We start from the raw sequence: 13570 nt of genomic DNA, 5'->3' as shown, positions 1-13570 counted from the left end.
ATAGAAGAAGGGGGAAGCTATGTTTGTCATTTTTCAAAGTAGTAATGGAACAGAAATTGAGTCGGGTGGGCAATATTCGTTTTATGAAGCTTATATCTTAACCAAACGATTAGAACGTGTTTATAGAGAAGCAGGGCGACAAGAACATATTGATTTTGATTTGTTAGATGGTCATTCTAATGAAATCTATAACGGTACTTTATCACTGGGTTCGAGATATGCGGATCATATTTTTGACCATATTTCTAAAAAAATGAATGTGATGCAATTAGATCCAGAACAAGAGGAACAAAAGAAGGAGCTGTTAGAAACGTTAGAAAGGGAAATCAATGATTCTCCTTTTCATGAAGAATATGAATATCAAGAAGAATTACCAGAAAGAAATGAGGAACCAACTTATAGTCCGCCACATGAAGTGAAAACACAAGTAAAGCTTGGAAAGGAAAATAGAAAAGGATTCAAGATTATTGCGAGTGTCATAGGAAGTGTGGTGTTAATTGGAGCTGGTGCCATATTTGCCTTTAATCTATTCTCTTCCAAGCCGGTTTCGAGTGTAAATGCTGGTTCTGAACAATATGTAGTAAAAGGGCTACAACAGGCAGCCATTCAACAGTATGGAGAAGCCGTTAAATACTTTGATAAGGTCAATTACACAGAATTAGATAAAGATAGTCAAAAGGCAGTTTTATTTACTTATTTATTGAATGGAAAGGCAAATAAGGCATTACAATATGAACCGAAATTTGCAGAAAGTGTGGTTGCTTATTTTATCGGGATAGACAACATGAATAAAATCAATGAGATTGATGTCAAGAATGATGTGATCGATTTTGAAAAGGCAGCACTTAATAAAAAGTATGAAGAGGTAATCGAACTTAAAGGGAAGGTCAGTATGGATGGTAGACGTGAAAAGCTCATTGTTGAAGCTTTTGTAAATCTAAAAAAATATGAAGATTGTTATTCTTTTGCCAAAACGCAAGGGAATAAAAACTTGATGAAAGAGGTCAAGGAATTAGAAAAACGAGATATTCAACAATCTACGATAAGTGAAGAGGAAAAGAAAACTAAGATTGAAAAAATTGATAAAGATCTAAAGGACATCTAAGGGGGAAAAGATAGCATGCCATTAAATTATGAGAATCTGTATAAAAAAATGGGAATTGTTTTTCTTGGTGGGTCATTAATATTGAGTACTACGGGGTGTAGTGGGTTTGGAAGTAAGGAGTCTTCAAAAAGTAAGTCAGCTATTACAAAAAAAACAGATAAAAGTAAGCCAGAGGAGAAGAAAGCAAATTTGGACAAACAAGATTTTGAAGCAATTACAGAGAATGCAATTCAAAGTAAAGATAATGAGGTTGCTTATGTACTAGATGAGCTTGATAAATCAAAAATTAATTTCAAAGATAAATCTATTGTAAGTAATCTTCAAAATGACGATGAAACTACTTCTCGTGTTCTAGCACTCTTTGATAAAGAAATAACGGATAAAACGCTTCAAGATACGACGAAAGATAGTGTGATTGCAGCTATTACAGATAATAAGCCACAAGTAATCGTGAACGGAGATCATTTTGCGTTTGGCGATCAAAATATTGATTCTTCAGTAGCGAGTATAGGAGATATTCTTCCATCAGAGAAGAATCCAGAGGAAATTGTGAATCCACCAGTTACACCGGAAGGTGAGAACGGTAATACGGAAAATACAGGGACAGAAAAACCAAAACCACCTATTGAGCCACCAATAGTTCCAGAGAAACCAACAGAACCAGGTAAACCAGCAGAACCAGAGAAGCCAACAGAACCGGAGAAACCGACAGAACCAGAAAAGCCAACAGAACCAGAGAAACCGACAGAACCAGAGAAACCAACAGAACCAGAAAAGCCAACAGAACCAGAGAAGCCAACAGAACCAGAGAAGCCAACAGAATCGGAGAAACCGACAGAACCGGAGAAACCAACAGAACCAGAAAAGCCAACAGAACCAGAGAAACCGACAGAACCAGAGAAACCAACAGAACCAGAAAAGCCAACAGAACCAGAGAAGCCAACAGAACCGGAGAAACCGACAGAACCAGAGAAACCAACAGAACCAGAAAAGCCAACAGAACCAGAAAAGCCAACAGAACCAGAAAAGCCAACAGAACCAGAGAAACCGACAGAACCGGAGAAACCGACAGAACCAGAGAAACCAACAGAACCAGAGAAACCGACAGAACCAGAGAAACCAACAGAACCAGAAAAGCCAACAGAACCAGAAAAGCCAACAGAACCAGAGAAACCGACAGAACCGGAGAAACCGACAGAACCAGAGAAACCAACAGAACCAGAGAAACCAACAGAACCAGAGAAACCAACAGAACCAGAAAAACCAACAGAATTAAATAAACAAGAATCAAAATCAGATATAACGGTTTAAAGGGGGATTTATTTACCCATGTATAAAGATAAAATATCAATTAAATATAAGTTAGCTGAAAAAAAAGTACTCATTCCATTGAGTACTTTTTTGTTTGTAGGAATGTTTTTAATCGCTAATTTTTTACTCAATTTAGCTTTAGAACTGATAAGAACAACATTTAGTGACTTATTACATCCCAAACCATTTCATATGGATATAGGATTTCTTTTTCGAATGCCGATTGCAGAGCATCCGATTTATTACATGCTTGTTTTCCTTGTAGTAATTGGAACGATAGCAAGGACAGTATACAAACTCAGATCTTCCTTCAAAAACTTAAATAATCATGAGAAGGGATCTAGCCGTTTTACAACAGTTGAAGAGCTGAAAAAGCAATATCGATCCGTACCAGATCGAGAGGAATCATTTGAAGGTGGCGGTGGTGTTGTTATCTCTAGATTAGACGACAAAGTATTCATTGATGATAGCCCAGTGAACAATTTAATTATTGGTACAACTCGCTCTGGTAAAGGGGAAACCTTTGTATTTCCTACAATTGATGTCTATTCTAGAGCGGAACATAAGCCTTCATTAATAATTAATGATCCGAAAGGGGAAATTTTTAGCGCATCCAAAGAAACTTTGGAAAAACGAGGGTATCACATTGAAGTGTTAAATTTATTAAATCCATTGGATTCTATGAGTTATAACTTATTACAACTGGTCAAAGATGTCTATAAAGATGGAGACTATTCAACAGCACAATCATTATGTAAAACACTTTCTCACACCTTGTATTACAACCCAAATGTAAAAGATCCTTTTTGGCAACAGTGCGCTATGAGTTTGTGTAATGCCATGATATTAGCAGTTACAGACAAATGTATTGCAGAAGGAACAGAAGAAAAGATCACAATGTATGCAGTAGCAAATATGTTATCAGAACTTGGATCAAAAGAGGTAATCGTAGATCCAAAAGCAGATCCACAAAATGCATTAGATTTATACTTTGAAGGGTTGCCAGCAGATAATGTTGCGAAAATGCAATATGCAACCTCAAACTTCTCGAAAGGAACGACACGAGGCGGCATCTTCACCCAAACAATGAACGGACTCTCTATTTTTACGTTCGATGAAATTGCTAAAATGACAGCGAAAAATAGTGTGGATTTAAAACGTGTTGGCTTTGGAATGACGATAAAAGGAAAAACAAAGCCAAGAAAGCGAGTAGAAATCGTATTCCCGGATGGTTCGATAGAGGCCATAAAATCAGATATAACAGGACGTTTTACAATAGATTTTAAGCAATCAGTAAGAGTTGGGGATACAATTCAATTGAATGAAAAGGGAGATAAGAAAAAGAAAACAGCTATTTCTATTAAAAAAATAGATGAAAAGACGGGTCATACAGAATTTAAAGTAGTAGAAGAAAATGAAGATATCCAGGTAACAACAATGGATTATTTCGATAAACCAGTTGCAATTTTTATGATTACACCTGACTATGATTCTTCAAATCATGTCATTGCTTCTATTTTCGTAAGACAGCTCTACTTCATATTAGCCAAGGGTGCATCCCTTGCTCGTGGTAATGAGTGTCATCGTGAAGTAGTATTTATTTTGGATGAGTTTGGAAACATGCCGAGTATAGAAGGAATGGCAACGTTAGCAACGGTTTGTTTGGGAAGAAATATCCGTTTTAATCTCATCATTCAAGCATATTCACAACTAAAAAACAAATATGGAGATGATGCAGATACCATTGATGGTAACTGTGGGAATACAATTTATATATTAACAAACGACCAACAGACAGCCGAAAGAGTATCGAAGAAGCTTGGGAACAAGACAATTAACACACTTTCCCGAAGTGGAAAAGGTCTCTCTACAGATAAAAACAAAACCGAAAGTCTAGATCAACGACCACTTTTAACACCAAATGAACTTATGAGTCTTAAAGAAGGAGAAGCTACTGTTATTCGTGTAATAAAACGTCAAGATAATAATCGAACACGTATCAGGCCACGACCAATTTATAATACGGACGAAACAGCCTTAAAATACAGATGGGAATACCTAGGGGTAGAGTTCGATACAGATAAATCTATTTTAGATATAGATATTGACTCCCTACATGATGATGTAGACCCTAAAAAACTCATTGTAGATTTCCTAGGAGAAAGAAAGGAAGAACAAACCAAGAAAGAACCACCAGAGCCAGAGCAGGAAACCTCTTCATCAGTAGAGCTACCGCAGCCAACAGAAGAACCTAAAATGATGAGGATTGATGAAGACATTCCGGAAGAGTCATTCCAACAAGAAGACAGTCCATTTAATCCACTTTCCATTGAAAATTGGAAGACGAAAACGGTTATTGAGTTTTTTGAATCTGATTTAGCGGTTTTGAAACTAGTTGATAAGTTCTTTATAGCACAGTTAGGTAAGGGAATAGATGAGGTTGAAAATCAGGAAATGGACGGGTTTTACAGTGAATTTCAAATGTTAGCTCACAATGATCATATCGACAAAGGTGTATATCAAGCAGTTGAAAATAAGATTAATCGAATTTTACGTGATTTAGAAGAAAAGGAACAAGTAACGAGTTAAAAAGGCACTCAAATAATTGAGTGCCTTTTTGAATCCAGAAATAAAGGAGGAAGCGAGAATGGAGATGCCGACAATAACAGATAAAATGCAATTGATTTTAGATAGTTACTCGCCATTGGTAACAGAAAAAAATGAGGTCATTCTTGGTCTAGAAGATGCGGTTCTTTTCCTTTCAGTAGATCGGGAACAAAAAGGGAAATTGATTATTCGTATTGACAGACTGAATGAAAGGGTGAATTGGACAGCAAAGGAAGTATTAGGGCAGTAGTAAGCAAGAGGGGAGGATAAATGGTGAAAGATGAAGAGATTTTAAAGGTTTTAGAAGAGTTCTCGGATTATCTTCAAGTGGGTGACATTGTTAATTATGTATTTCGATGGATAGGGTGGTTTATAATTCAAGGTTTATCTTTAATTGTAGATGCGTTAGAAGGTGTGACAGATGCCATATTGGGGATTAAAGGATTCTTTAATTCACCGGGAGTACAAGAGTTTGTTGATATGTTATATCCATTGTTCGTCGTTCTTTTAGCTATATCGTTTTTATATATTGGCTACATGTTCATTATGAACAAACAAATGAACCGTTCTCAAATTATCATCAATATTTTCGTTACGTTGAGTGTACTTTGTTTATTAAGTACTGGTATGACAAAGGTTGATAAGTTCACCGATGATGCCATAGCGGTTGTAAAATCAGAGCAAAAAGGCTCTTTAAGTGATGAAATTATTAAGAAAAATATAACGGATATTGCAGTATTAGATCAAAACGGATGGAAGAAGAAAGAAGATTTAAATCCGAAAAATAATATTCCGGAAAAAAATATTAGACAAATTGATATTACTGAAAAAATAGATAAAGATTTTGAGTTTGCAAAGGATAAGGCGTTATCCGAAGGTGGTCAAGATATCCTCAAGAATAAAATAGTAATGGATGGATTAGGAGTTGCATCCTTAACCGAATTGAAAGATGGATGGTTTGATTTCTTCCCAGAAAAGTATTATCGCTGGCATTGGAACTTTTGGAATATATTCTTTACTTTACTGATAACAGGCGCAACGTTGTTATTAGTAAGTATTAAGTTAGCTAGATTATTTTATGAGTTGACGTTTAACTACTTGTTAGCCAATATTTTAGCACCAGCAGACGTTGCGAATGGTCAAAAGTTAAAAGCCGTGTTATCAAATATACTCAATATATTTGTAGCAACGATTATGATATTCCTATCTTTGAAGCTATATATAATGGGAACGGAGTTTCTCCATGACAAATTAAGTGGTGTGCCGTATCTTATTGCATTAGCCGCATTTAGTATGGCAGTTCTAGATGGCCCAGCAGTAGTGGAAAGGTTATTTGGGATAGATATTGGATTAAAGAGCAGTTGGGGCATGTTGGCTGGTGGTTTCGCACTTGGTAAAGGAATTGGCGGTCTTGCAAATTCCAAGCCAATGAAGGGTCTAGGGAATATGATTGGAAAAGGAGCGAAAGGCGCAGCGCAAGGAACTGGTGTTGTAGCAGCAAAAACAGCGAGTGCAGTAGCTACAACAGCAAGTGCGGCAGTGATGGCAACAGGTGGCATGGCTGGTATCATAAGTGGTTTGAAAAAAGGGAATGAGTCGGAAAAGAAAGAGTCCTTGCAAGATCAAATAAAAAAGGCGGATCAGAAGAAAGCAAATGGTAATGATTTAGCAAATAAAGAAAAAGAAAAAGGTAACTTAAATAAGGAAGAAGATAAAAAGAACGGTGGTACTCCATCTATTCAAGAAGATATGAAAAAAGAAGGGAATGAAAACCCAGGGGTAGCAAATGGGCAAGAATCGGGAACAACAAGTCTTCAAGATGAAATAAAAGAAGCTGGAAAAGTAAGTGGAGCAAGTGAAGGGAATCCAACAGCAGGAGCGGTAAGACAAGGAACAAGTGAAGGGAATCCAACAGCAGGAGCGGTAAGACAAGGAACAAGTGAAGGGAATCCAACAGCAGGAGCGGTAAGACAAGGAACAAGTGAAGGAAGTCCAACACCAATGGAAACATCAAGACCAGTAACAAGCGGAAGTAATCCAACACCAATGGAAACATCAGGACCAGTAGCAAGCGGAGGAAGCCCGGGACCAATGGAAACATCAAGACCAGTAACAAGCGGAGGAAGCCCGGGACCAATGGAAACATCAAGACCAGTAACAGGTGGAAGTAGCCCGGGACCAATGGAAACACCAAGACCAGTAACAAGCGGAGGAAGCCCGGGACCAATGGAAACATCAAGACCGGTAACAGGTGGAAGTAGCCCGGGACCAATGGAAACATCAAGACCAGTAGCAAGTGGAAGTAGCCCGGCGCCAATGGAAACACCAAGACCAGTAACAAGTGGAAGTAGCCCAGCACCAATGGAAACACCAAGACCAGTAACAAGTGGAAGTAGCCCGGCACCAGCCGATATCGTAACGATGACACATAGTAGCCCAAGTGTTCCTTATGAAAGTGATAAAGAAGTGGCGGCAAGTAGTAGTCATGAAACACGTACATTAGGACAATATGCAACGGATACAGTTAAAAAGGGCTATAGTTCTACTACATCATCCATTAAACACAAGGCAAAAGGAGTGCAAGAGCGAATTCATAACTCTGAAACGGTACAAAATACAAAGCGCTTTTATCAGATGGGTCAAAATACGGGTAGAAGTTGGAGAGATATAGTAAGCAAAAATAAAAAGAATACAGATGAAAAATAAGCGTAATCGTACGCTTATTTTTTATTGTCGAAAAGGAGGGAATACCGATGAGAAGCTATCGGATTCCGAAGGAAATCAGTACAGAATTACGGATTAATAAAGTGCTTTATTTAATAGATTTCTTTTTATTAATTGGTTTATTAGTTGTAACGATGATTCTTAGGAACTTCGTACATGATTCCTTTCAATTACCATTTGTTATTTTCATTGCAGCTATTGCAATTATCATGATTTGGCGCCCAAGTACGAATCCTCAAAAACGAATGTATGAGGTATTGATTATTACATTACTAAGAAGAAAAGGTGCATATTGCGCCATTGATAACGATCAATAAGGGAGGGATCACATATGGCGTTATTCAGCGAAAAAGATATAGAAAAAGAAAAGCCACAACAAATAGAAAGACCGAAGAAAAAGGCATTTCGTTTTAACGAAAAAAATGTAAAGGAATCACTTTCTGAACCAAAAGAAATTGTTAAGGTGGTACCCACAAAAAAGAAAGAAGAAGAAAAACCAAAAGCAGAAAACCAAGCGAAAAAACAAAAAAAAGAAAAACCAAAGAAAGATGTTTTGAAAAAGAAAAACCCAAAACTTCTAGGCTTTTTCTCTAGAAAAAAGAAAGAAGCACCACCAAAGGTAAAGAAAAGCATTGCGGAAATTATGCAAATCATAGACATGACGGAGGATGGCATATTTGAGCTGAAAAATGAGGAGTTTTTAGAAATTCTTCAAGTTGAAGGTGACGATATGTTCTCTAAGAATAGCGATGAACAAGCATTTGTTATTTTCTCACATGCGTATTTTTATCAAGCCTACAAACAGTCCATTAAACTCGTTTTTTTAAACTTCCCATGTCAAACTACTGAACAGCAACGATATATAGAGAAGAAAATTAAAGAGTGTACCAGTCCTTTGTATGAACGAATTTTAAATCAGAAGTTAAAAGAACTTCAGTTTTTAGAATGGGGAAGAACAAATCGGGAAGCCTTCTTATTTATTTATGGAGAAACGGAATTAATCGTAAAAGAACGTGTGGATGCAGCAAAGCGATATATCAAACGCTCTACCGAACTATTAGAGGTGGATGAAGAGAAAAAGCTAGAGCTTATGTTTAAATTGTTTAATCAAAATGCAAAATTGGGAACGAAAAATATATGGTAGTAAGGGGGAAACAATATGTTTGCGTTCAAAAGTAAAAAATCAAAAAAGGAAAAACAAGAAGAACTAAAAAAGAAGAAAGGTTACAACCCTTATTTAGTGGCTAGAGTTCAGCCACAAGGAGGCGTAAGTTTTAAAGAAAGTTATGTTCAAACAGGTGATGGATTTTCTACTTGTATCCATGTTTTTGATTATCCAACAGAAGTAAATGATTTTTGGTTAGAGCAAATTATGAATATGCCAAATGTGATCACAACATTAGATGTAATGAGTGATGACCGAAAAGAGGTTGTTGAATCCATTAATAAGTCCATGAGCGAACAAAGTGTTCGTCATGATACAGCGAAAGATAATATAGATCGGATTGATGCGAAAAATGAATTCTTAGAGCTGGAAGCTCTTTATACGGACTTAAAACAAGGAGAAGTCATGAAGCGTATTCACATCCGTATCTATGTTTCCACTAGAACATTAGATGAGTTAGAAAAACAAGTGAAAGAAATCATGGAAACATTAGAATCCTATAACTTTCGCGGAGCTGTCTTTTTAAATGAACAAGAATATGAATGGGATGCACTCGTAACGAGTTTTGATACACAAAAAAACTATGTGAACCGAAGAAAAGGGAAAGAAATTCCGGCAGTCAGTTTGGCTGGTGGATGTCCATTTCACTATTCTTATTTGCACGATCCATACGGTACGTATTATGGAACAACGAAAACAAAAGGAAATGTTATTTTTGATATTTTTCATAAAGACAAACAAAGAAAGAGTTATAACGGTGTAATGGTTGGAAAGCCTGGTGCTGGAAAATCAACCTTACTCAAAAAGAAAGCCGTGGATTATGCAAGTAAAGGACATTTTATCCGTATTTTTGATATTGTAGGTGAATTCGAGGAAACAGTACGTGACTTGAATGGAAAAACAATTGCATTAGATGGATCACAAGGTCAAATTAACCCACTTCAAGTATATAAGACAGCAGAAAGTGAGGAAGTTAGTTTCATTCAGCATTTATCTAAAATGACAACTTTTTATCGCTTTATTGCACCAGAAGCAAAAGATGATGAAATTAAAGAGTATGAAAATTTGCTTCGAAAATTATATATTCGTATGGAATTATGGAATGATAAAAAGGGAGCAACAAATGAAATTACAACAAGAAAACCAAAAGAATATCCTATTTTCTCTGATTTTTTAAATTTTGTTCGTAAAGAGTTATATCAAGATGTAGTAAGTAAAAAGCACCATGAAAATTTAGGAGACAGTAGAATCCATCGTTTAGAATTAATTGAATTAAATCTTATGAATCTAGTAGAAGTGTATGCACAATTATTCGATGGGCATTCTACAATTGAAGATTTCAAGAAAGAACAAGTTGTATCTTTTTCCTTACGGAATATATCCAGTTCTAAAGCAGAAGTGTTTCAAGCGCAAATCTTTAATGTGTTAAATCTCCTATGGGATGAAATGATATCAAATGGTGCGCCTCAATTAAGAGCCTTTAACAAAAAGCAAATTGCTTTTGAAGATGTCATTCGATATTTCATTATTATTGACGAAGCACATCATATAATTAACACACGAAAAGAAAGTGCTCACGCTTTACAATTTTTAATAAAATTTAGCCGAGAAGACCGAAAATATTTTGCAGGCCTTTTATATGCAAGTCATACGATCCGAGATTTTGTACCGGAAGGATCTTCACAAGAAATGATTGATGAAATCAAAAAGCTCTTTGAACTTACACAGTACAAATTTATCATGCAACAAGATAACAATAGTTTAGATATGTTACGAAAAGTTTTTGCTGGACAGTTAAGTGAAAGTGAAATTGCAGCGATCCCACATTTACCAACAGGGGACGTTATTTTAAGTATTGGGGCTGTAAAAAATATTCATTTTCATGTAGAAGTAACAGACGAAGAATTGATGTTATTTGGGGGAGGTGCTTAATACCATGCATCTAGTTTTAAAGATTATACCAAAGAGATGGCTCATCACTTTAGCATTAATTGTGATGGGTCTTTTTTCTTTTCTTTTACTTGGAGTTATGAGTATTTTTATTGCGGCAATGGGTGGAGAGAGTGGAACAGACACGGGTGATATCACGTATACAGGTGAAGGGCAAGTGATGAATGTTTCGCCCGAAGTTTTGAAATGGGAACCTACGATTCGGAAGCATGCGAAAGCCTTTGGCGTGGAACCGTTTGTCGCTTTAATGCTTGCTCAAATGATGCAAGAAAGCGGAGGACGTGGCAGCGATCCGATGCAAAGTTCTGAAGGGGCATTTAATACGAAGTATTGTAAATCACCAAACTGTATTACTGATCCAGATTACAGTATTTGGGCTGGTGTACAGGAATTTAAACATGCAATAGAGCGAGCTGGTGTAACAAGTCCAGGGGACATGGATCATATCAAAACAGCACTTCAAGCTTATAATTTTGGAACAGGATTTTTTGATTTTGTTGGTGCAAATGGTGGTAAATATACGAAAGAAATAGCAATCAAATTCTCACAACAACAGTATCAAAAAGTAAAACATACTGGTATGTATCATTGCCTTAGACCAGAAGCCGTACCGTATCAAGCGTGTTATGGCGATATATTGTATGTTGATGCGGTTTTAAAATATTATCAGCCGGGTTCTGTTGTTTCTGGTGGAGGAGGAAATCCAGGAAGTGGAGGAAGTAGTGGTTCAAAAGTTGCTGATGTAGGTCGTCAATGGATAGGGCGTTCTACCTATGTATTTGGTGGAGGACGTAACACAAATGACATTGCAAGAGGAATTTTTGATTGTTCAAGTTTTGTACGCTGGGCATTCGAACAAGTAGGGATGTATACCAGTCCGATAGGAGCTGTAAGTACGGAAACATTAAATAAAATCGGTACAAAAGTATCAGCAAATGATATGAAACCAGGTGACGTTATTTTCTTTGATACCTACAAACATGACGGACACGTTGGCATTGTAATTGATAAAAATACTTTCATTGGTTGCCAAACTAATAAAGGTGTTTCTATTGAAGATTTAAATAATCCGTATTGGAAAAAAGTCTTTTCCGGTCATGTAAGAAGGTTCTAAAAACCGAAAGAATAGGAGACTAAAAGAATGAAAGATAAACGAAAATCTTTGTTTATTGTGTTTGTCATTTTAGTTGTAGGTGTGACAGCTTTTAATATCTATTTGAGCAAAAAATCAATGAGTGATGGAAAGGAAAAACAGTTAAAACTTTCAAATGAATTACTAACAAAACAAAATGAAGACTTGAAAAAACGACTGGATAAGGTGCTTCCATCCGCACAAGAACAACAGAGAAGGGTGTACCTATCGACAGCCGAAACGTTTATACAATTATCATTTCACCGAGAAAAAGAAGGGTACAGTGAGCGAAAAGAAAAGGCAAAATCTATTATGAGCGAAGAACTTTTACAACAATTCTATCCGACTGACAAATACGAATTAGGAGATACGTATAAAACAAAACCAATAGAAATGAAGTTTTATTTACAAGAAAATGAACCCGATAAAGAGGAGGTAAATGTGTTAGCTGAATTTATAAATGTCACGACAGATTCAACGCAAAATCGAGAAGAAAAAGTAAACAATGTGTTGCGAATCATCATAAAAAAAGAAAAAGAAACATGGCGAGTTACAAGTGTGGAAGAGTTAAATATGAAAGTTTTATAACTAAAAAGGTGAGGTGAGAGTGTGATAGGTGCAATTGGTAAGAGGAGTGAAAGAATCAATCTAAGAAAAAATAAGTCGTGGATCTACTTAACGATTATCAGCTTTCTATTTTTTGGTTTTTTCGCTTTCTTGACATCTAAAATTTACATGCCAAACGATGAAAAACTATTCCATACAGAGACAAATAAAGTAATTAAGTTGTCGGGTATGGGGAAATTGATTGTAGAACAAAGGGAATACAATCCACACAAAAACTTTATACAAATTCGCTTTCGAATAGAAGGGTATGAGGAAACAGGATTTACGTTTAAAGCACAAGAAAAAGCAAAGTCTGGTGGTCAATTACCTGTCAAAGTGTTGTATGAAGAGAACGGAAATTATGTGGTGGAAGTAAAAGAGTTATCTCCGAATTGGGGAGCGTTAGCTTTCGATATTTACAATAAAAACGGTGAAAAAGAACAAATGGATATTCGTAAATTCACGCAAGATGTTAACGAATATGAAGAAGAAAATGCATCAACAAAAAGTCCGAATAAATTAGTTCAGACGATTTTTACCGATCAAAGAAAAACAAAAGCAAATGATGAATTGTTAGCTGAAGATAAAAAGACATATGAACTAGATTTTATAGAAAGAGACAAAAAAGATATAGAAACAAAGATAAAAAATTATGGAAAAGCAATCAAAATGGAAGAAGAAAATGCGAAGACAGTTTATGAAAAAGTAAAAGAATTAAAAGATGAAATGAAGTACCAAACCGAAGCGGAAAAAACGGAAACGCAATCAAAAATATCATCTTTAGAATCTAAAATAAAATCATCAGAAAAGAACGTGGAATTGTTTAAAGGGGAACAAAAAATTGCACGAGATAAGATCAAAAAATTAGAGCAAAAAGCACAAGAAATTAATAAAAACTGAAAAAAGTCATGTCGTGAGTGAGTCTACATCAAGGGATTTCGTGTCGTGATTGAGTCCACATCACGAAAAA

11 protein-coding genes are annotated in these 13570 nt (G+C 36.0%); all 11 read left to right on the top strand.

The window, feature by feature from the left end:
* Window positions 1–19: 19 nt before the first annotated feature.
* Genes JTF23_RS13935 through JTF23_RS13885 form a run of 11 tightly spaced genes read left to right on the top strand, consistent with a single transcriptional unit; the run spans window position 20 to window position 13500 of the window.
* Window positions 20–1105: a hypothetical protein gene (locus tag JTF23_RS13935; RefSeq protein ID WP_204209014.1), complete on the top strand. Its 1086-nt coding sequence runs from the start codon at window positions 20–22 to the stop codon at window positions 1103–1105.
* A gap of 15 nt (window positions 1106–1120) precedes the next feature.
* A complete protein-coding gene (locus tag JTF23_RS13930) occupies window positions 1121–2416 on the top strand; it encodes a hypothetical protein (RefSeq protein ID WP_204209013.1) in 1296 nt (431 codons plus the stop codon).
* 18 nt (window positions 2417–2434) lie between these two features.
* Entirely contained in the window at window positions 2435–5005 is a 2571-nt protein-coding gene (locus JTF23_RS13925) for a VirD4-like conjugal transfer protein, CD1115 family (RefSeq protein ID WP_204209012.1), read from the top strand.
* Between the two features lie 58 nt (window positions 5006–5063).
* Window positions 5064–5273, top strand: coding sequence for a hypothetical protein (locus JTF23_RS13920; protein ID WP_204209011.1), 210 nt, complete (start codon window positions 5064–5066; stop codon window positions 5271–5273).
* A gap of 23 nt (window positions 5274–5296) precedes the next feature.
* Window positions 5297–7729, top strand: coding sequence for a pLS20_p028 family conjugation system transmembrane protein (locus JTF23_RS13915; RefSeq protein WP_204209010.1), 2433 nt, complete (start codon window positions 5297–5299; stop codon window positions 7727–7729).
* Window positions 7730–7776: 47 nt separating this feature from the next.
* Window positions 7777–8064 carry a DUF5592 family protein gene (locus tag JTF23_RS13910; RefSeq protein WP_204209009.1) on the top strand — a complete coding sequence of 96 codons (288 nt, stop codon included), beginning with the start codon at window positions 7777–7779 and terminating at the stop codon, window positions 8062–8064.
* Between the two features lie 14 nt (window positions 8065–8078).
* Complete coding sequence (locus JTF23_RS13905) at window positions 8079–8891, top strand: hypothetical protein (RefSeq protein ID WP_204209008.1); 813 nt, start codon at window positions 8079–8081, stop codon at window positions 8889–8891.
* 15 nt (window positions 8892–8906) lie between these two features.
* Complete coding sequence (locus JTF23_RS13900; RefSeq protein WP_016128052.1) at window positions 8907–10844, top strand: VirB4 family type IV secretion system protein; 1938 nt, start codon at window positions 8907–8909, stop codon at window positions 10842–10844.
* A gap of 4 nt (window positions 10845–10848) precedes the next feature.
* Window positions 10849–11976 carry a bifunctional lytic transglycosylase/C40 family peptidase gene (locus JTF23_RS13895; RefSeq protein WP_204209007.1) on the top strand — a complete coding sequence of 376 codons (1128 nt, stop codon included), beginning with the start codon at window positions 10849–10851 and terminating at the stop codon, window positions 11974–11976.
* A gap of 27 nt (window positions 11977–12003) precedes the next feature.
* Window positions 12004–12582 (top strand): MerR family transcriptional regulator, encoded by a 579-nt coding sequence (locus JTF23_RS13890; RefSeq protein ID WP_204209006.1) that lies wholly within the window; start codon window positions 12004–12006, stop codon window positions 12580–12582.
* A gap of 21 nt (window positions 12583–12603) precedes the next feature.
* Complete coding sequence (locus JTF23_RS13885) at window positions 12604–13500, top strand: hypothetical protein (RefSeq protein WP_204209005.1); 897 nt, start codon at window positions 12604–12606, stop codon at window positions 13498–13500.
* Window positions 13501–13570 lie beyond the last annotated feature (70 nt).

It is taken from the genome of Bacillus sp. RIT 809 (assembly GCF_016892495.1).
In the GTDB taxonomy this organism is placed as follows: domain Bacteria; phylum Bacillota; class Bacilli; order Bacillales; family Bacillaceae_G; genus Bacillus_A; species Bacillus_A cereus_U.
The sequence above is the reverse complement of the archived record's forward strand: the minus strand, read 5'-3'. Positions and strand labels throughout refer to the sequence as shown.

What these genes read in the sequence shown, in the direction of transcription:
- JTF23_RS13935 (WP_204209014.1), top strand. Translation starts at nt 20, where the DNA reads ATGTTTGTCATTTTTCAAAGTAGTAATGGAACAGAAATTGAGTCGGGT.
- JTF23_RS13930 (WP_204209013.1), top strand. Translation starts at nt 1,121, where the DNA reads ATGCCATTAAATTATGAGAATCTGTATAAAAAAATGGGAATTGTTTTT.
- JTF23_RS13925 (WP_204209012.1), top strand. Translation starts at nt 2,435, where the DNA reads ATGTATAAAGATAAAATATCAATTAAATATAAGTTAGCTGAAAAAAAA.
- JTF23_RS13920 (WP_204209011.1), top strand. Translation starts at nt 5,064, where the DNA reads ATGGAGATGCCGACAATAACAGATAAAATGCAATTGATTTTAGATAGT.
- JTF23_RS13910 (WP_204209009.1), top strand. Translation starts at nt 7,777, where the DNA reads ATGAGAAGCTATCGGATTCCGAAGGAAATCAGTACAGAATTACGGATT.
- JTF23_RS13905 (WP_204209008.1), top strand. Translation starts at nt 8,079, where the DNA reads ATGGCGTTATTCAGCGAAAAAGATATAGAAAAAGAAAAGCCACAACAA.
- JTF23_RS13900 (WP_016128052.1), top strand. Translation starts at nt 8,907, where the DNA reads ATGTTTGCGTTCAAAAGTAAAAAATCAAAAAAGGAAAAACAAGAAGAA.
- JTF23_RS13895 (WP_204209007.1), top strand. Translation starts at nt 10,849, where the DNA reads ATGCATCTAGTTTTAAAGATTATACCAAAGAGATGGCTCATCACTTTA.
- JTF23_RS13890 (WP_204209006.1), top strand. Translation starts at nt 12,004, where the DNA reads ATGAAAGATAAACGAAAATCTTTGTTTATTGTGTTTGTCATTTTAGTT.